Source organism: Robbsia sp. KACC 23696 (assembly GCF_039852015.1).
Lineage (GTDB): Bacteria > Pseudomonadota > Gammaproteobacteria > Burkholderiales > Burkholderiaceae > Robbsia.
This window is the reverse complement of sequence record NZ_CP156626.1, coordinates 3,373,871-3,393,325: the sequence shown is the minus strand read 5'-3', so window position 1 is coordinate 3,393,325 and position 19,455 is coordinate 3,373,871. Positions and strand designations below refer to the sequence as shown.

The 19,455-nt window shown below is 60.0% G+C and carries 14 protein-coding genes and 4 tRNA genes; all 18 read left to right on the top strand.

Annotated features, from left to right (window positions below; all coding sequences use genetic code 11):
- The first annotated feature begins 502 nt into the window (after window positions 1–502).
- On the top strand, window positions 503–958 hold the full coding sequence (locus ABEG21_RS14310; RefSeq protein WP_347555178.1) for a hypothetical protein: 456 nt from the start codon (window positions 503–505) through the stop codon (window positions 956–958).
- Between the two features lie 82 nt (window positions 959–1,040).
- Window positions 1,041–1,631, top strand: a complete 591-nt coding sequence (locus ABEG21_RS14305) for a hypothetical protein (RefSeq protein ID WP_347555177.1) — start codon at window positions 1,041–1,043, stop codon at window positions 1,629–1,631.
- Between the two features lie 4 nt (window positions 1,632–1,635).
- A complete protein-coding gene (locus ABEG21_RS14300) occupies window positions 1,636–2,484 on the top strand; it encodes a hypothetical protein (protein WP_347555176.1) in 849 nt (282 codons plus the stop codon).
- 27 nt (window positions 2,485–2,511) lie between these two features.
- Entirely contained in the window at window positions 2,512–3,816 is a 1,305-nt protein-coding gene (locus ABEG21_RS14295; RefSeq protein ID WP_347556816.1) for an FAD-binding oxidoreductase, read from the top strand.
- A 147-nt stretch (window positions 3,817–3,963) separates the two neighbouring features.
- Window positions 3,964–4,824: a 2OG-Fe(II) oxygenase gene (locus ABEG21_RS14290; protein WP_347555175.1), complete on the top strand. Its 861-nt coding sequence runs from the start codon at window positions 3,964–3,966 to the stop codon at window positions 4,822–4,824.
- A 163-nt stretch (window positions 4,825–4,987) separates the two neighbouring features.
- Window positions 4,988–5,073, top strand: a tRNA-Tyr gene (locus tag ABEG21_RS14285).
- A 134-nt stretch (window positions 5,074–5,207) separates the two neighbouring features.
- Window positions 5,208–5,281 (top strand) — tRNA-Gly (locus ABEG21_RS14280).
- Between the two features lie 39 nt (window positions 5,282–5,320).
- Window positions 5,321–5,395 (top strand) — tRNA-Thr (locus ABEG21_RS14275).
- Between the two features lie 68 nt (window positions 5,396–5,463).
- Entirely contained in the window at window positions 5,464–6,654 is a 1,191-nt protein-coding gene (tuf, locus tag ABEG21_RS14270; RefSeq protein WP_347555160.1) for an elongation factor Tu, read from the top strand.
- Window positions 6,655–6,784: 130 nt separating this feature from the next.
- A tRNA-Trp gene (locus tag ABEG21_RS14265) sits at window positions 6,785–6,860 on the top strand.
- Between the two features lie 42 nt (window positions 6,861–6,902).
- Window positions 6,903–7,283, top strand: coding sequence for a preprotein translocase subunit SecE (secE, locus tag ABEG21_RS14260; RefSeq protein WP_347555174.1), 381 nt, complete (start codon window positions 6,903–6,905; stop codon window positions 7,281–7,283).
- Window position 7,284: 1 nt separating this feature from the next.
- The gene (nusG, locus tag ABEG21_RS14255; RefSeq protein WP_347555173.1) at window positions 7,285–7,863 is read left to right on the top strand and encodes a transcription termination/antitermination protein NusG; all 579 of its coding nucleotides are present in this window, start codon (window positions 7,285–7,287) and stop codon (window positions 7,861–7,863) included.
- Window positions 7,864–8,068: 205 nt separating this feature from the next.
- The gene (gene rplK, locus ABEG21_RS14250; RefSeq protein ID WP_347555172.1) at window positions 8,069–8,500 is read left to right on the top strand and encodes a 50S ribosomal protein L11; all 432 of its coding nucleotides are present in this window, start codon (window positions 8,069–8,071) and stop codon (window positions 8,498–8,500) included.
- Window positions 8,501–9,199: a 50S ribosomal protein L1 gene (rplA, locus tag ABEG21_RS14245; protein WP_347555171.1), complete on the top strand. Its 699-nt coding sequence runs from the start codon at window positions 8,501–8,503 to the stop codon at window positions 9,197–9,199.
- Between the two features lie 248 nt (window positions 9,200–9,447).
- Entirely contained in the window at window positions 9,448–10,056 is a 609-nt protein-coding gene (gene rplJ, locus ABEG21_RS14240; RefSeq protein ID WP_347555170.1) for a 50S ribosomal protein L10, read from the top strand.
- 126 nt (window positions 10,057–10,182) lie between these two features.
- Window positions 10,183–10,557 carry a 50S ribosomal protein L7/L12 gene (gene rplL, locus ABEG21_RS14235; RefSeq protein ID WP_347555169.1) on the top strand — a complete coding sequence of 125 codons (375 nt, stop codon included), beginning with the start codon at window positions 10,183–10,185 and terminating at the stop codon, window positions 10,555–10,557.
- 506 nt (window positions 10,558–11,063) lie between these two features.
- Window positions 11,064–15,170, top strand: coding sequence for a DNA-directed RNA polymerase subunit beta (gene rpoB / locus ABEG21_RS14230; RefSeq protein WP_347555168.1), 4,107 nt, complete (start codon window positions 11,064–11,066; stop codon window positions 15,168–15,170).
- Between the two features lie 20 nt (window positions 15,171–15,190).
- Complete coding sequence (gene rpoC, locus ABEG21_RS14225; RefSeq protein ID WP_347555167.1) at window positions 15,191–19,441, top strand: DNA-directed RNA polymerase subunit beta'; 4,251 nt, start codon at window positions 15,191–15,193, stop codon at window positions 19,439–19,441.
- The last annotated feature ends 14 nt before the right edge of the window (window positions 19,442–19,455 follow it).

Sequence of the window (19,455 nt, the reverse complement as noted above, 5' to 3'; positions counted from 1 at the left end):
TGCCGAAATTGATGTCGGCGGCCCGCACAGTTTGTCGTCTGCGCCATTTTCGAAGAATACAATTTGGGCATTGATGACATACGGAGTGCGGGATGTCTCTCGAGCGTCGTCTCCTACTCCAATCGTGCTTTGCCACCTGCGCGATGGCGCTATTCGAGATGTGGTTCGGGTACACCCGGCAATTGAGCGCCGTTCGCGTAGATGGCTTGATCAATGGGTGCGACGTGGCGTTGATATTGGCGTCTTTTTACGTCGCAGGGTTCATCCGTCGTCCCGCAAGTCGTCGTTTTCAATAGTCCGATTTTGCGTTTCGCGCGGCGCTACTGGATGCCGCCGTGGTCGGGGTGTGGTCGCAGGGATGGTGCCGCTATATGGCGCACCAGAACCGCACCGTGCGCTCCGCGCTCGTCGAGGTGGATGTGTGGAGTTGGAACGTCTCTTCAACGCTTAATCTTGGTTTGCTGTTTGCTGCTTGCTGCTTGCTGCGTTGCTGATCGCTGGCATGCACATTTGGGGAACGCGATCCGAAGGCTTGTTCGACTGGGTCATCGGGAGGATGGACGCGCTGCTCACGCTGGTGCTGACAGTCTGGCTAGGAAAGAGTCTGTGCCGCGTGTTGTGCGGCATGGGAGGCCCTCTTATCGGTGTGACGCCGGTCGCGCTCGACGATCGGGTGCGGAGCGCGCTTCGTGGCGTGGCCCCGCACGGTATGTCAGGCATGCACTATCGCGCGCAGTTACGCGGACGGTGCGTTTTCGTTGACGTTTATGTGGCCAGCCCGGCCCTGGGGCAGCCCGGCAGCCCGATCGATCCGCGGGCATTTCACGCCCACATTTCGAACGCGCTAGCGCAAACGAACCAGGCGATGAGCGTCACCGCGACGTTCGTCGCGTGCGGTACCGATCTGAATGGACTTCAGTCCATCGACAATGCATCTGGACTCGACAGACCGGGTTGACCTCATGCCTGTGGCTGTGCTCCGTCGTGTGAGTTCGAGGCAATATTTCTTCGTCGTTTGACGTTCACCGTGAGAGCCGTCCATGTTCGGTCCGAGAAGCCAACGCGGGACAGTCAAGGAGGCGCAAGCCTTCATGGTGGCGCATCCCGACATTAAATGGATCGAACTATTCGTCATCGACGCCAATGGCGTGCCGCGCGGAAAGCTGTTGCATCGCGACGAATTAATGGCGGTGTACGAGTCGGGCCGGCCGCTCCCAAGCACGTTGTTTGGCTTGACGCTGTGGGGCGACAACGTCGATGCGTCGGGACTGGCTTGGGAGATCGGCGACGCCGACGTATCGGTCTATCCCTTGCAGGGCGCCCTATGGCGGATGCCCTCGTCGCGAAGACCCTTGGAGGTCGATGCCAGTGCGCGCGCGCCACACGCGCGAGCCGCCATCGACGAGTTGACCTGCGCGTCGGTACAGGTCGCGCTCGATCGTGAGGGGGCTTCGGAGATGTGTCATGCAGACCCCCGTTATCTTCTGACCGAAATCATCGCGCGGCTGCAGCAGCGCGGGGTCTTTCCGGTGATGGCTGCAGAACTCGAATTCTATCCTCGATCCTATTGCCGATGCCCGTGGCGCACCGCTGCCCGCGCGCCACGCCAACGGTCGACGCCCCGAGGATAGCGAGGTGTATGGCATAAGGGAGTTGCATCAAATCGAGCCTTTCCTCGCATCGTTGTACGCGGCATGTGAGGCGCAACAGGTGCCGGCTCGCGCGACGATTTCAGAAGGCGCGCCGGGCCAGATGGAGATCGCGCTGGCGCATGGCGACGCGCTGACGGCGATCGATCAGGCCATCCGGTATAAGCGCTTGGTCAAGCTCGTCGCGCAGCAGCATGGCATGGAGGCCACGTTCATGGCCAAGCCGTTTGCGAAGCAGGCAGGGTCGGGGTTGCATATGTATGTCAGCTTGGTCGATAACGCTGGGAACAATCTTTTCGCCGACCCGGATCCCGCCGGGTCGCCACTACTTCGACATGCCGTCGCGGGCCTGTTGGACAAGCTGGGCGAAGCCTTCCTGGTGTTTTGTCCCAATGCCAATTCCTACGCGCGCTTCAAGCCGATGAGCTTCGTTCCGACGGCCGCGACGTGGGGAATCAATAACCGCACCGTGGCGGTACGCGTACCGGCAGGGCCTGCGCTTAGCCGCCATATCGAGCATCCCGTTTCCGGCGCCGATGCGAATCCGTACTTGGTCGCGGCGGCAGTATTAGCGGGGATGTTGTCGGGCCTGGAGGCGGGAGAACTGCCTTGTATGCCGGTCGAAGGGAACGCGCAGACTACTGCACAGGACGCGCCGGCGCTACCGATGGATTGGGCGTCGGCGCTCGATAAATGGCATCGCTCTCAATGGGCCCGCAGCATGTTCGGCGATCGATTCGTGGACTTGTATCACGCGATCAAAACGGCCGAGCGGCAAGCCTATCACGACGAGGTATCGGAAAAAGACTGGCGTCGTTACCTGGTGCAGGCCTGACCGCGTCATGACCCAGAGCCGGATGTGATGCGCCCCGTGCCCGCAGAGCCGACAAACGGCACGTTCTACGATGCCACGCGCAACGAAGTCGAGCATGCGCCGCCCGCGCCGTTGCGCGGTGACGTTCGCACCGATGTCGTTGTCGTCGGCGCGGGCTTCACAGGACTGTCGGTCGCGATCGAATTGGCGGAGCGCGGCATGCGCGTCGTTCTCGTCGAACAAGGGCGTGTGGGCGCAGGTGCGAGTGGCCGCAACGGCGGGCAGGTGACGGGTTGCCTGTCGGGCGATGCCGCAATGCGTCGGCAAATGGCGCGGCACCTCGGCAGTGAGTTCGACCCATTCATGCGCGATATACGGTGGCGTGGACATCAGCTCATCGAACAGCGCATCGCACGCTACGGCATTGCGTGTGACCTCAAATACGGGCACTTGATGCTCGCCTATCGACCTGCCGACAAAGCCGCGCTCGCGCGAGCCTACACGCAGGCGCAGCGAGACGGCCTGGGCGACAGCGTAAAGCTTCTCGATCGGGACGATGTGCACGCGCGAATCGCAACGCCGCGATTTCACGGCGGATTGCTGAATCGCCGCAATATGCACTTGCATCCGCTGAATCTGTGCCTCGGAGAGGCGCGGGCGGCCCGCTCGCTCGGCGTGGATATTCGGGAGGTTTCTCCGGTTCGAGATATCCTCGCCGGCCCGCAACCCGAGGTGGTGTTGGATGGCGCGCGGATCCGATGCGATCACGTCGTGGTCGCCAGCGATGTCGCGCATCGCTTGCTGCCGCGCCAACTGCGAGGAATGATCTTTCCGGTGTACGGCGGAATCGTCGCCAGTGCGCCATTGGGGCCCCTGGCTGCGCGGATCAATCCCGAGGATTTGAGTCTATACGACACCCGTTTAGTCCTCGACTATCATCGACTGTCCACCGACGGCAGACTCGTATTCGGCGGTGGTGCGCATTATCTCGGGGACGCGCGGTTCGACGTTGCCGAGGAATTACGGTCGCATATCACGGCGACCTATCCCCTGCTGCGCAAGGTGGCGCTGCCTTACGCGTGGCGCTGCGCCATGGGGGGCGTGCTCAATCGCATACCGCAGCTTGGCCGCGTTGGCGGCAATGTCTGGTATTGCCAGGGTTATTCCGGCCACGGCATTGCCTCATCCCATGTTCTGGCCGAGATCGTCGCCCACGCGATATATGGCCAGATGACGCGATTCGACGCGTTCGCCCAATGCCGGCATTGGCGTTTGCCCTGTCCCGATCTGCTTGCCGGTCCGGTGCTGGCCGCCGGGGCCCTGTTTTACCAACTGCGAGAGCGGTTGGGTTAGGGCGGCCCGCCGGGCGGCATCGCGGTGCGCCAATGCATCCGCGCGGAACGGAGCGGTCGCGCTGCGCCATTTCGAGATGCTTTGTATGATTGGCGATCGTGTCCGATTTCCGATCGGTCCAGGCAGCGAACGAGGAGGGGCGGTTTCGTGTCCGATTTCTTTAACGACGGTGTGTTGGATGGCTTCGATGCAGGCGCTTTCTCAAATAGAGCGCCGTTTCCCTGGCAGGCTTTAGAGCACGTCTTGCGGCCGGAGCGGTTTGCCGCATTGCTTGAAACGTTTCCATCGGTTGCGCTTTTCGACGCGCATCGCGGAATCGAACGGGCCGATCACCAGCGCCCGCATGACCGGTATTACCTGGCCTTCGAGCGAAATATCTACCGCGGCGAGACGGCCACCCCGGGCGTATACGGCCTGGATGCCGGCGATAGCGAAATGGCGCCGGGGGATGCGCCGCCGCCCGCCAACGCGCTGCAAAATGCCGGAACGTCGCAGCGGGAGCGTCGCCCTGGCGTCGTCGATCTGCCCGATCTCCCGGAGCCTTGGCAAGCCTTCATAGAGGAGATACGCGCGAGCCAGTGCTACCAGGCCTTCGTCGAGCGCGCATTTGGCGCGCAAGCAATGACGGTGCGTTTCGCGTGGCACGTGGGCTTCGAGGGCTCGGAAGTGTCGCCGCACCGAGACACGGACAAGAAGCTCGGCACGCACATTTTCTACTTCAATACGTCGGAGGACTGGTCCCCCGAATGGGGCGGCAGCATCCTTGTGCTCGGCGACAAAAAGGTCAAACGGAAAAATCCCGATATTGCCGACTTCGGTACGGTGACGGACGTCGACATTCGCGACAATCGCAGTTTTCTCTTTAAAAATACGGCCGAGGCGTGGCACGGCGTGGAAGCCCTGCGCTGCCCGCCACAGCGCTATCGCCGGCTCTTCAACGTCATTTTCGAGCGCGTGGGGCCGCGACCGCGCCGGACGTTATTCCAGCGACTGACGGGGCAACGCTGACTGCGGGCGATGCCGATGCGTGATGCGCCGCTCCTTGCGGGCGAATCATGCATCGGCGCGCCCTGACGTGTCCCGCAATGTGGGCCGAAAAGCCGATTAACGGATTAGGGCAGAAAACTGTTGACAACCCCTCGAAGCATCTCCATAATCTCGAATTCTCTGCGGAGGGGTGCCCGAGTGGCTAAAGGGGGCAGACTGTAAATCTGTTGGCTTACGCCTACATTGGTTCGAATCCAATCTCCTCCACCAGAATTCAAGTCGATTCACCGGAATGGCCCGGCGGATGGCGCGAAAAGAAGTCTCGCGACATGTGTCGAAGTCGTTCCGTGTGGCTCGCAGCGCAGCAGTAAAGCAGGCGAAGGAATTCAAGAAGTACTGAATCCGCGGGTGTAGCTCAATGGTAGAGCAGAAGCCTTCCAAGCTTACGACGAGGGTTCGATTCCCTTCACCCGCTCCAGGTGTTGTGCGTTTTTAGTTTTTGTTTTGTGCCGGTTTCGCCCATGTGGCTCAGTGGCAGAGCACTCCCTTGGTAAGGGAGAGGTCGGCAGTTCGATCCTGCCCATGGGCACCAGTAAAGTAAGCTGATCAGTGTGTTTGCGCGCGGCGCAACGGATGAATAGTCCTGTTTAGGAGTCGACAATGGCTAAAGGCAAGTTTGAACGTACCAAGCCGCACGTGAACGTGGGCACGATCGGTCACGTTGACCACGGCAAGACGACGCTGACGGCGGCGATTGCAACGGTTCTGTCGAAGAAGTTTGGTGGTGAGGCGAAGGCCTACGACCAGATCGACGCGGCACCGGAAGAAAAGGCACGTGGTATCACGATCAACACGGCGCACGTCGAGTACGAAACGGCTAACCGCCACTACGCACACGTTGACTGCCCGGGCCACGCCGACTACGTGAAGAACATGATCACGGGCGCAGCGCAGATGGACGGCGCGATCCTGGTGTGTTCGGCCGCGGACGGTCCGATGCCGCAAACGCGTGAGCACATTCTGCTGTCGCGTCAGGTTGGCGTGCCGTACATCATCGTCTTCCTGAACAAGGCAGACATGGTTGACGACGCCGAGCTGCTCGAGCTGGTGGAAATGGAAGTGCGCGAGTTGCTCTCGAAGTACGACTTCCCGGGCGACGACACGCCGATCATCAAGGGTTCGGCAAAGCTGGCGCTGGAAGGCGACACGGGCGAGCTGGGCGAAGTGGCGATTCTGGCATTGGCAGAAGCGCTGGACACGTACATCCCGCAACCGGAGCGTGCGATTGACGGTACGTTCCTGATGCCGGTGGAAGACGTGTTCTCGATCTCGGGTCGCGGTACGGTGGTGACGGGTCGTGTTGAGCGCGGCATCATCAAGGTTGGCGAAGAAGTCGAAATCGTTGGTCTGCGCGATACGCAAAAGACGACGGTGACGGGCGTTGAAATGTTCCGCAAGCTGCTGGACCAAGGTCAAGCAGGCGACAACGTTGGCGTGCTGGTGCGTGGTACGAAGCGCGAAGACGTGCAGCGCGGTCAAGTTCTGGCGAAGCCGGGCTCGATCAAGCCGCACACGGACTTCACGGCAGAAGTGTACGTGTTGAGCAAGGACGAAGGCGGCCGTCACACGCCGTTCTTCAACAACTACCGTCCGCAGTTCTACTTCCGTACGACGGACGTGACGGGCTCGATTTCGCTGCCGGAAGGTAAGGAAATGGTCATGCCGGGCGACAACGTGTCGATCTCGGTGAAGTTGATCGCTCCGATCGCGATGGAAGAAGGTCTGCGTTTCGCAATCCGCGAAGGCGGCCGTACCGTCGGCGCCGGCGTTGTGGCGACGATCACGAAGTAAATCTCGATTCTCGCGAAAGCGGGATTGCCAGAGGGGTGGTAACGCCACCCTGTCGAGATCGCTTCGGTGGTTCGGGCTGTGAAAGCGTAGTTTCAGGGGCGGGCTTGCAAGGTCTGCCCTGTATGGTTTTAGGGGTATAGCTCAACTGGCAGAGCGTCGGTCTCCAAAACCGAAGGTTGGGGGTTCGATTCCCTCTGCCCCTGCCACATTCGTGCACTCGCCCTTCTGGCGAGTGCCACCAAGGTCTTATGGCGAATCCTCCCGTGGAAACGGTCAATACGACCAGCGACAAGCTGATGCTGGCGCTGGCTGTCGTATTGGTCCTCGTCGGCATTGCGGCATTTTATTTGCTCGGCAGCCAGAATCTCGCTATCCGTACAATCGTTCTGCTGGTGTTGATCGCCGGGGGCGCGGTTGCAGCGTCGTTCTCCGGACTGGGCAAAACGTTTGTCGGTTTCTCGAAAGATGCCTATCGTGAAGTGCGCAAGGTCGTGTGGCCGTCGCGCAAGGAAGCAGGGCAGACCACACTGATCGTATTCGGTTTTGTCGTTGTCATGGCGATTTACCTCTGGTGTACCGACAAGACGATAGAATGGCTGATTTTTTCAGTGATTCTTGGGTGGAGATGAGATGAGCGAAACGACAACGCCCGAAGGGGGTGCCGCTGCGGCCAGCTCCAAGAAGCGCTGGTACACGGTCCAAGTCTATTCCAGCATGGAAAAGACCGTGCAGCGCGCGCTGCAAGAGCGGGTCGAGCAGCAAGGTATGAGCGACAAGTTCGGGCGCACGTTGGTGCCGACCGAAAATGTGTCGGAAACGAAGGACGGCAAGAAGATGGTCGTCCAGCGTCGTTTGTTCCCCAGCTATATCTTCGTCGAGATGGAAATGGACGACGAGACATGGCATTTGGTGAAGAACACGCAAAAGGTCACCGGCTTCATCGGTGGGACGGGCAACAAGCCGATGGCGCTGCCGCAGCGTGAAGTCGACAAGTTGCTGGCTCTGGTGCAAGAAGGTTCCGAGCACACGCGTCCCAAGGTGTTGTTCGAGATCGGCGAAACGGTGCGTGTCAAAGACGGTCCTTTCACGGACTTCAATGGCACCGTCGAAGATGTCAACGGCGAAAAAGCGCGTGTGCGCGTCTCTGTTACCATCTTCGGCCGCGCGACGCCGGTCGAGTTGGAATTCGGGCAAGTCGAGAAGGTCTAAGCAGTATCGGGCGCTCGGCGGGTCCCACGTCCCTCGCAGTAGATGTCGAGGGGCAAAGCAGGAGCGGTGCCTGGCACCGCTTCATCGAGGAGCGCCGCGTCGATGCGCAGCGGAAAGGGGCGGCCAGTACCGCTCCTTAACCGTTTGTGCGGTGCGCGGCGCGTTATCACTCACGGGTGGCAATGCCGCCCTTATGAGGTAAGAAATGGCAAAGAAGATCATTGGCTTTATCAAGCTGCAGATCCCTGCAGGCAAGGCCAACCCGTCGCCGCCCGTCGGTCCGGCATTGGGCCAACGCGGCCTGAACATCATGGAATTCTGCAAGGCGTTCAATGCCGCCACGCAGGGTTTGGAGCCGGGTCTGCCGACGCCGGTCGTCATCACGGCCTTCGCGGACAAGAGCTTCACGTTCGTTCTGAAGACGCCGCCGGCGACTGTGCTGATCAAGAAGGCAGCTGGCGTGCAAAAGGGTTCCCCGAAGCCGCATACCGACAAGGTAGGCTCGATCACCCGCGCACAAGCAGAAGAAATCGCAAAGACCAAGTCGCCCGACCTGACCGCAGCCGATCTGGATGCGGCCGTGCGTACGGTGGCTGGCAGCGCCCGTTCGATGGGCATCACGGTGGAGGGTCTGTAAATGGCTAAGATCTCGAAGCGTCAACAGGCTCTCGCGAAGCTGATCGACCGTACCAAGGCCTACCCGATCGGCGAAGCGCTGGATCTGGTCAAGAAGACAGCGACGTCGAAGTTCGACGAGTCCGTCGACGTGGCAGTGCAGTTGGGCGTGGACGCGAAGAAGTCGGACCAAGTGGTTCGCGGCGCAGTCGTGCTGCCGGCTGGTACCGGTAAGTCGGTCCGCGTAGCGGTGTTCGCACAAGGCGAAAAGGCCGAGCAAGCTAAGGCTGCTGGTGCCGACATCGTCGGTGCGGAAGACCTGGCCGAGCAAATCAAGGGCGGCGTCATGGATTTCGACGTCGTCATCGCCTCGCCGGACATGATGCGTATCGTCGGTACCCTGGGTCAGATCCTGGGACCGCGCGGCTTGATGCCGAACCCGAAGGTGGGTACGGTGACGCCGGACGTCGTAACGGCAGTCAAGAATGCAAAGGCTGGTCAAGTCCAGTTCCGCGTCGACAAGGCAGGCATCATTCACGGTACGATCGGCCGCGCGTCGTTCGAACCGGCTGCGCTGAAGCAAAACTTGCTGGCCCTGCTGGACGGCCTGCAAAAGCTGAAGCCGGCAACGAGCAAGGGTATCTATGTCCGTAAGGTTGCGTTGTCGAGCACCCAAGGCGGCGGTATCCGCGTTGACCAGTCGACTTTGACTGCGCAGTAAAATAAGGATTGCCGGGACTGCATGTTGGGTGCGGTCACGGTTTTAGAGCTTTGGGGCGGATTTCGGACGGAAAGACTGTTTGAAATCCGGTTGTCAAAGACCGTTGGTGGCCCTAGTCCCTGTAAGGATATAGGCCTTAATCCCCAACGCAGATGGCGAACCCGAAACGTTTTGCAGGATGGATTGCGGATGTCGTGTTGTTGAGCGGCCCGTTTGAAATGCTCCTAACCGCCGGACGCCGTTGTTGAATGCCTCCAAGGCCGGGGAAACCCGGTTGGCGGTGGTGTATCGAATCAGGAGTTTTAACCGTGCCACTCAATAGGGAAGATAAGCAAGCCGTTGTGGCTGAAGTCGTCGCACAAGTTGCGAAGGCTCAGTCCATCGTGCTGGCTGAATATCGCGGCATTGCGGTTGGCGATCTGACGAAGCTGCGCGCGCAAGCGCGGGAGCAAAAGGTTTACCTGCGCGTGTTGAAGAACACGTTGGCGCGCCGCGCCGTCGAAGGTACGCCGTTCGCTCCGCTGGCTGAGCAGATGACGGGTCCGCTGATTTATAGCGTATCCGAAGATGCCGTAGCCGCTGCGAAGGTCATCAGTGACTTCGCAAAGAGCAATGACAAGTTGGTGATCCGCTCGGGTTCGTTCGAGGGTCAAGTGCTGGATAAGGCGGGCGTGCAAGCGCTGGCCGCTATCCCGAGCCGCGAAGTTCTGCTGGCTCAGTTGTTGGGTGTCATGCAAGCGCCGGTTTCGGCATTTGCACGTGGCCTGGCAGCACTGGCTGCGAAGAACGCCGAAGGCGCGCCGGCAGCTGCGGAAGCAGCAGCCGACACCCCGGCCGAAGCTCCGGCTGCCGAATAAGGCATCGGAACGACATTGTTCAGGCGCGCCGGGTCTCGTCGAGATCCAGGCGTTACCGCAGTGATCCATGGTGTGGTCTAACCCGCACCGTATTTCGCACAATCCATTCAAAAGGTTTTACGTATCATGGCAATCTCGAAAGAAGACATCCTCGAAGCCGTTGGTAATCTGACGGTTCTGGAACTGAACGACCTGGTCAAGGCGTTCGAAGAGAAGTTCGGCGTGTCGGCAGCTGCGATGGCAGTGGCTGGCCCGGCAGGCGGCGGTGCAGCTGCTGTTGCTGAAGAGCAAACCGAATTCGACGTTATCCTGAAGGCAGCTGGCGCAAACAAGGTTAGCGCCATTAAGGCAGTCCGTGAAATCACGGGTCTGGGCCTGAAGGAAGCGAAGGACCTGGTTGACGGCGCACCGAAGCCGGTTAAGGAAGGCGTGTCGAAGGCTGACGCAGACGGTTTCGCTAAGAAGCTGATCGAAGCCGGCGCAGAAGTCGAAGTCAAGTAATAGACTGCGATAGCGCTGTAGGCTGGCGGGGATTCCCCGTCAGCCTTTTTGCGCTTACGAACGAAGAAATTCATCGTCAGCGCAATGCCGGGTGGCAAGCAAGGTTTTGCGGGCAGTTAACGCTAAATGCTGAGAATTGTCGGAAGTTTTCGTAAGTTACGAAAACGGGGCTTGACGAAACCCATTCGTTTGTGCGGTGTAAGAGCACAAAGAAAAGCTGTTGCAGGTATTCTTGCCGTGCGACAGCCTTTTTTTGTCTTCTGAAGCGACTGCAGAAGGCAAGTTTGGTCGGGTAGGGGATGGTGTGCGGACGGCGTTGGTCCGCACGGCGTGCTTTACCGTCAGCCATGGTTGGTAGCGGCCAACCACCAAGCTTCTATATCCGTGACCGAGGCGTTTCCGTGAGGGAACCGTCGGGAGCGGATTTCGGGCCTCAGTCGGTGAACACCCGGATGTCGGCAACGCGAAACGCGCATTATGCCGACCGGCAGTGATCTGGAGATAGTATGCAATATTCCTTCACCGAGAAAAAGCGCATCCGCAAGAGTTTTGCGAAGCGCACCAACGTTCACCCGGTTCCCTACCTCTTGTCGACTCAGCTTGAGTCGTTCAGCCAATTCCTGCAACAAGATGCCACACCCGATGTCCGTAAGCCAGAAGGCCTGCAGGCGGCGTTCACGTCGGTTTTCCCGATCGTGTCGCACAATGGTTTCGCACGTCTGGAATTCGTGCGTTACATGTTGTCCCCCCCGGCATTCGACGTCACCGAATGCCAACAGCGTGGATTGACTTTCTGCTCGCAACTGCGTGCCGTCGTGCAATTGGTGATTCTGGACAAGGAATCGCCGAATAAGCCGGTCGTCAAGGAAGTGAAGGAGCAGGAAGTCTACATGGGCGAAATGCCCCTGATGACGCAAAACGGCTCGTTCGTGATCAACGGTACCGAACGGGTTATCGTCTCGCAGCTGCATCGTTCGCCTGGCGTGTTCTTCGAACACGACAAGGGCAAGACGCACAGCTCGGGCAAACTGCTGTTCTCGGCACGCGTGATTCCTTACCGCGGTTCGTGGCTCGATTTCGAGTTCGACCCGAAGGACGTCCTGTATTTCCGCGTCGACCGTCGGCGGAAGATGCCGGTGACGATCCTGCTGAAGGCCATCGGCCTGACGCCGGAACAGATCCTGGCGAACTTCTTCGTGTTCGACAACTTCACGTTGATGGGCGAAGGCGCACAGGTCGAGTTCGTGCCGGAGCGTCTGCGCGGCGAAGTCGCGCGCTTCGACATCATGGATCGTGATGGCAATGTCGTCGTGGCCAAGGAAAAGCGGATCAATGCGAAGCATATCCGCGACTTGGAAAACGCGAAGACGAAGTTCATCTCGGTGCCGGAAGACTATCTGCTCGGCCGCGTGTTGGCGAAGAACGTCATCGATCCGGATACCGGAGAAGTCATCGCGTCCGCAAACGACGAGTTGACCGAAGGCGTGCTGGAAAAGCTGCGTGCTTCCAGCGTCAAGGACATCCAGACGCTGTACACGAACGACCTGGATCAAGGTCCGTACATCTCGCAGACGCTGCGTATCGACGAAACGGCGGATAAGACCGCCGCGCGTATCGCGATCTATCGGATGATGCGTCCGGGCGAACCGCCGACGGAAGAAGCGGTCGAAGCGCTGTTCAATCGCTTGTTCTATAGCGAAGACGCGTACGACCTGTCGAAGGTCGGCCGTATGAAGTTCAACCGTCGTGTGGGCCGCGAAGAAATCATCGGGCCGATGACGCTGCAGGATGACGACATCCTCGCAACGATCAAGATCCTGGTCGAGCTGCGCAACGGTAAGGGCGAAGTCGACGACATCGATCACTTGGGTAACCGTCGTGTGCGTTGCGTCGGCGAACTGGCGGAAAACCAATTCCGTGCCGGTCTCGTGCGTGTCGAGCGTGCGGTCAAGGAACGTCTGGGTCAGGCAGAAAGCGAAAACCTGATGCCGCACGACTTGATCAACAGCAAGCCGATCTCGTCCGCGATCCGTGAGTTCTTCGGTTCGTCGCAGCTGTCGCAGTTCATGGACCAGACCAACCCGCTGTCGGAAATCACGCACAAGCGACGTGTTTCCGCACTGGGCCCGGGCGGTTTGACCCGTGAGCGCGCAGGCTTCGAAGTCCGCGACGTGCACCCGACCCACTACGGCCGCGTGTGCCCGATTGAAACGCCGGAAGGTCCGAACATCGGCCTGATCAACTCGCTCGCGCTGTTCGCGCACCTGAACGAGTACGGCTTCCTTGAAACGCCGTACCGCAAGGTCGTCGATGGCAAGGTGACGGATCAGATCGACTACCTGTCGGCAATCGAAGAAGGTCGTTACCTGATCGCTCAGGCAAACGCCGCGGTGTCGGAAGACGGCACGCTGACCGATGAATTGGTCTCCGCGCGTGAAATGGGCGAAACGCTGATGGCCACGCCGGATCGCGTTCAGTACATGGACGTGGCGCCGTCGCAGATCGTGTCGGTGGCGGCATCGTTGATTCCGTTCCTGGAGCACGATGACGCGAACCGTGCATTGATGGGTTCGAACATGCAACGTCAGGCGGTACCTTGCCTGCGTCCGGAAAAGCCGCTGGTCGGTACCGGTGTAGAACGCACGGTGGCGGTCGACTCGGGTACGACGGTTCAGGCAGTCCGCGGCGGTCACGTCGACTACGTCGATGCCGGCCGTGTCGTGATTCGCGTGAACGATGACGAAGCTGTGGCCGGGGAAGTGGGTGTCGACATCTACAACCTGACCAAGTACACGCGTTCGAACCAGAACACGAACATCAACCAACGTCCGATCGTCAAGGTGGGCGACCGTGTCGCACGTGGCGACGTGATCGCCGACGGCGCATCGACGGACCTGGGTGAGCTCGCGTTGGGCCAGAACATGCTGGTCGCGTTCATGCCGTGGAACGGCTACAACTTCGAAGACTCGATCCTGATCTCCGAGAAGGTGGTGGCGGACGACCGTTACACGTCGATCCACATCGAAGAGCTGAACGTGGTCGCGCGCGACACGAAGCTCGGACCGGAAGAAATCACCCGCGACATCTCGAACCTGGCAGAAGTGCAGCTGGGTCGTCTGGATGAATCGGGCATCGTCTACATCGGCGCCGAAGTGGAAGCCGGTGACGTGATGGTGGGTAAGGTCACGCCGAAGGGTGAGACGCAACTGACGCCGGAAGAGAAGCTGCTGCGCGCGATCTTCGGTGAGAAGGCGTCGGACGTGAAGGATACGTCGCTGCGCGTGCCGTCCGGCATGAGCGGTACCGTGATCGACGTTCAAGTCTTCACGCGTGAAGGCATCCAGCGCGACAAGCGCGCCCAACAGATCATCGACGATGAACTGAAGCGCTATCGCCTGGACTTGAACGACCAGTTGCGGATCGTGGAAGGCGATGCTTTCCAACGTCTGGAACGGATGCTGATCGGCAAGGCTGTCAACGGTGGTCCGAAGAAGCTGGCGAAGGGTGCCGAGCTGGATAAGGAATACCTGGCCGATCTGGATCATTACCACTGGTTCGATATCCGTCTGGCTGATGAAGCCGCGGCGAACCAACTGGTTGCGATCAAGGAATCGATCGAGCAGAAGCGTCACCAATTCGATCTGGCTTTCGAAGAGAAGCGCAAGAAGCTGACGCAAGGCGACGAACTGCCGCCGGGCGTGCTGAAGATGGTCAAGGTGTACCTGGCCGTCAAGCGTCGCCTGCAGCCGGGTGACAAGATGGCGGGTCGTCACGGTAACAAGGGTGTGGTTTCGCGGATCGTTCCGATCGAAGACATGCCGTACATGGCGGACGGTACGCCGTGCGACATCGTGCTGAACCCGCTGGGTGTGCCGTCGCGGATGAACGTGGGTCAGATTCTGGAAGTCCATCTGGGATGGGCGGCAAAGGGTCTGGGTCATCGGATCAACGAGATGCTGCGTGCGCAGGCGAAGGCGACCGAAGTGCGCGGTTTCCTCGAGAAGATCTACAACGAGCACGGCCATAAGGAAGACCTCGCCAACCTCAGCGACGACGAAGTGCTGCACCTCGCCTCGAACCTGAAGGAAGGCGTGCCTTACGCGACGCCGGTGTTCGATGGTGCGACCGAGGAAGAAATGTCGCGTGCGTTGGATCTGGCTTACCCGGACGACATCGCCGCGAATCTCGGCATGACGCCGTCGAAGAACCAGGTGCGTCTGCGCGACGGCCGCACGGGCGAAGAGTTCGAGCGGACCGTGACGGTGGGCTACATGCACTACCTGAAGCTGCACCATTTGGTCGACGACAAGATGCACGCACGTTCGACCGGCCCGTACTCCTTGGTCACGCAGCAGCCGCTGGGTGGTAAGGCACAGTTCGGTGGTCAGCGTTTCGGGGAAATGGAAGTGTGGGCGCTGGAAGCGTATGGCGCCTCGTATGTGTTGCAGGAAATGTTGACCGTGAAGTCGGACGACGTGGCGGGCCGGACCAAGGTCTATGAAAACCTGGTCAAGGGTGACCACGTGATCGATGCGGGCATGCCCGAGTCGTTCAACGTGCTGGTGAAGGAAATCCGCTCGTTGGGTATCGACATCGATCTGGATCGGAACTAATCGGACTACGGAGAGAAGCAATGAAAGCGCTGCTCGATCTATTCAAGCAAGTCCAGCAAGAAGAAGTATTTGACGCGATCAAAATTGGTCTCGCGTCGCCCGAGAAGATCCGGTCCTGGTCTTTCGGCGAAGTCAAAAAGCCGGAAACGATCAACTACCGTACGTTCAAGCCGGAACGGGATGGCCTGTTCTGCGCGAAGATCTTCGGGCCGATCAAGGACTATGAGTGCCTGTGCGGCAAGTACAAGCGCCTGAAGCACCGTGGCGTGATCTGCGAGAAGTGCGGCGTTGAAGTGACGCTGGCGAAGGTGCGTCGCGAACGGATGGGCCATATCGAATTGGCCTCGCCGGTCGCGCACATCTGGTTCCTGAAGTCGTTGCCGTCGCGTCTGGGCATGGTCCTGGACATGACGCTGCGCGACATCGAACGCGTGCTGTACTTCGAAGCGTTCGTCGTGATCGAACCGGGCATGACGCCGCTGAAGCGCGGCCAGATCATGACCGAGGAAGATTACTACGCGAAGGTCGAGGAATACGGCGACGAATTCCGTGCCGAAATGGGTGCGGAAGGCGTCCGTGAACTGTTGCGTTCGATCGACATCGACGCGCAGGCAGAAATGCTGCGCGCCGAGTTGAAGGCCACAGGTTCCGAAGCCAAGATCAAGAAGTTCGCGCGTCGTCTGAAGGTTCTGGAAGCATTCCAACGGTCGGGCATCAAGCCGGACTGGATGGTCATGGAAGTGCTGCCGGTGCTGCCGCCGGAACTGCGTCCGCTCGTCCCGTTGGACGGTGGCCGTTTCGCGACCTCGGACCTGAACGACCTGTACCGCCGCGTCATCAACCGGAACAACCGGTTGAAGCGTCTGCTCGAGCTGAAGGCCCCTGAAATCATCGTCCGCAACGAAAAGCGGATGCTGCAGGAAGCCGTCGACTCGCTGCTGGATAACGGTCGCCGCGGTAAGGCAATGCAAGGCCCGAACAAGCGCGTGCTGAAGTCGCTGACCGAAAGCATCAAGGGTAAGGGCGGTCGTTTCCGTCAGAACTTGCTGGGTAAGCGCGTCGACTATTCCGGTCGTTCGGTCATCGTCGTGGGCCCGACGCTGAAGTTGCATCAGTGCGGTTTGCCGAAGTTGATGGCGCTTGAGTTGTTCAAGCCCTTCATCTTCAACAAGCTCGAATTGATGGGCGTCGCGACCACGATCAAGGCCGCGAAGAAGGAAGTCGAAAGCCAAACGCCGGTGGTGTGGGACATCCTCGAAGAGGTGATCCGCGAGCACCCGGTGATGCTGAACCGCGCGCCGACGCTGCACCGTCTGGGCATCCAGGCGTTCGAGCCGGTGCTGATCGAAGGGAAGGCTATTCAGCTGCACCCGCTGGTCTGCGCAGCGTTCAACGCCGACTTCGACGGTGACCAGATGGCCGTTCACGTGCCGCTGTCGCTGGAAGCGCAGATGGAAGCGCGCACGTTGATGCTGGCATCGAACAACATCCTGTTCCCGGCCAACGGCGATCCGTCGATCGTGCCGTCGCAGGATATTGTGTTGGGTCTGTATTACGCGACGCGTGAAGCAGTGAACGCCAAGGGCGAAGGCCTGACGTTCACGGGCGTGTCCGAAGTGATCCGCGCGTACGAAAACAAGGAAGTCGAATTGGCTTCCCGCGTCAACGTCCGCATCACGGAGCAAGTCGCTAATCCGGATACCAGCGAAGGTGCGCCGGCATTCGTGCCTAAGATCTCGCTGTACGCGACGACCATCGGCCGCGCGATCCTGTCGGAAATTCTGCCGCCGGGGCTGCCGTTCTCGGTGCTGAACAAGCCGCTGAAGAAGAAGGAAATTTCGCGTTTGATCAATACGGCTTTCCGTCGTTGCGGTCTGCGTGAAACGGTGATCTTCGCCGATGCGCTGATGCAGTCGGGTTTCCGTCTGGCAACGCGTGCCGGTATCTCGATTTGCGTCGACGACATGCTCGTGCCGCCGCAGAAAGAGACGATCGTCGGCGACGCTGCAAAGAAGGTGAAGGAATACGATCGCCAGTACATGTCGGGTCTGGTGACGTCGCAGGAACGCTATAACAACGTCGTCGACATTTGGTCGGCAACGTCGGAAGCGGTGGGTAAGGCGATGATGGAGCAGTTGGCGACCGAAACGGTTGTCGACCGCGATGGCAATACCATCCAGCAGGAGTCGTTCAACTCGATCTACATGATGGCGGACTCCGGTGCACGGGGTTCGGCGGTGCAGATTCGTCAGTTGGCCGGTATGCGCGGCCTGATGGCCAAGCCGGACGGCTCGATCATCGAGACGCCAATTACCGCGAACTTCCGCGAAGGCCTGAACGTGTTGCAGTACTTCATCTCCACCCACGGTGCGCGTAAGGGCCTGGCGGATACGGCGTTGAAGACGGCAAACTCCGGTTACCTGACGCGTCGTCTGGTCGACGTGACGCAGGATCTGGTGGTGGTCGAGGACGATTGCGGCACGTCGAACGGCGTCGCGATGAAGGCCTTGGTCGAAGGCGGTGAAGTCGTGGAAGCGCTGCGTGACCGTATCCTGGGTCGCGTGGTCGTGTCCGAGGTCGTGAATCCGGAAACGCAGGAAACGCTGTACGAAGTCGGCAACCTGCTGGACGAAGACGCGGTCGAGGAAATCGAACGTCTGGGTATCGACGAAGTGCGCGTGCGCACCCCGTTGAGCTGCGAAACGCGTTTCGGCCTGTGCGCACTGTGCTATGGCCGCGACCTGGGCCGTGGCTATCGCGTGAACGTCGGCGAAGCGGTTGGTGTGATCGCGGCGCAGTCGATCGGTGAGCCGGGTACGCAGTTGACGATGCGGACCTTCCACATCGGCGGTGCGGCATCGCGTGCGGCAGTGGCGTCGAGCATCGAAGCGAAGTCGAACGGTACCGTTCGCTTCACGGCGACGATGCGCTACGTGACGAACGGAAAGGGCGAGCAGATCGTCATCTCCCGTTCGGGTGAAGTCATGATCACGGACGATCTCGGCCGTGAGCGTGAGCGTCACAAGGTGCCGTACGGCGCGACGCTGCTGCAGTTGGACGGCGCGCAGATCAAGGCCGGTACGCAGTTGGCGACGTGGGATCCGATGACGCGCCCGATCATCACCGAGCATGGCGGTACGGTGAAGTTCGAGAACGTCGAGGAAGGCGTGACGGTGGCGAAGCAGATCGACGACGTGACGGGTCTTTCGACCTTGGTTGCGATCGATTCGAAGCGTCGCAGCGCGCAGGCTGGCAAGACCCTGCGTCCGCAGGTCAAGCTGCTCGATGAGAAGGGCGCTGAAGTGAAGATCCCGGGCACCGATCACTCGGTGACCGTGAGCTTCCAGGTTGGCGCGCTGATCACCGTGAAGGATGGCCAGCAGGTGCACGTGGGTGAAGTGCTCGCACGGATCCCGACCGAAGCGCAGAAGACGCGTGACATTACCGGCGGTCTGCCGCGGGTGGCGGAACTGTTCGAAGCGCGTTCGCCGAAGGATGCTGGCATCCTGGCCGAAGTGACCGGTACCGTTTCGTTCGGTAAGGACACGAAGGGCAAGCAGCGTCTGGTGATTACGGACCTCGACGGTAACCCGCACGAGTTCCTGATCGCGAAGGAAAAGCAGGTTCTGGTGCATGACGGCCAGGTCCTGAACAAGGGTGAAATGGTCGTTGACGGCCCGGCCGATCCGCACGACATCCTGCGTCTGCAGGGTATCGAAGCGTTGTCGCGCTACATCGTCGACGAAGTGCAGGACGTGTACCGTCTGCAGGGCGTGAAGATCAATGACAAGCACATTGAAGTGATCGTTCGTCAGATGCTGCGTCGTGTGCAGATCGTCGATGCCGGCGATACCCGTTTCATCCCGGGCGAGCAGGTCGAGCGTTCGGACATGCTGGACGAGAACGACAAGATGGTCGCGGAAGACAAGCGTCCTTGCGTCTACGACAACGTGCTGTTGGGTATTACGAAGGCATCTTTGTCGACGGACTCGTTCATCTCGGCCGCATCGTTCCAGGAAACCACGCGCGTGCTGACGGAAGCCGCGATCATGGGCAAGCGGGACGATCTGCGTGGTCTGAAGGAAAACGTGATCGTCGGTCGTCTGATTCCGGCCGGTACGGGCCTCGCGTTCCACAAGGCACGCAAGGCGAAGGAAGCAGCCGATCGCGAGCGTCACGACCAGATCGCCGCAGCGGATGCCTACGAGTATCCGTCTGCCGACGACGTGGCGCCGGTCGAATCGTCGACGACGCAACCGTCGGAAGGGTGATGTACTGAGGCGTG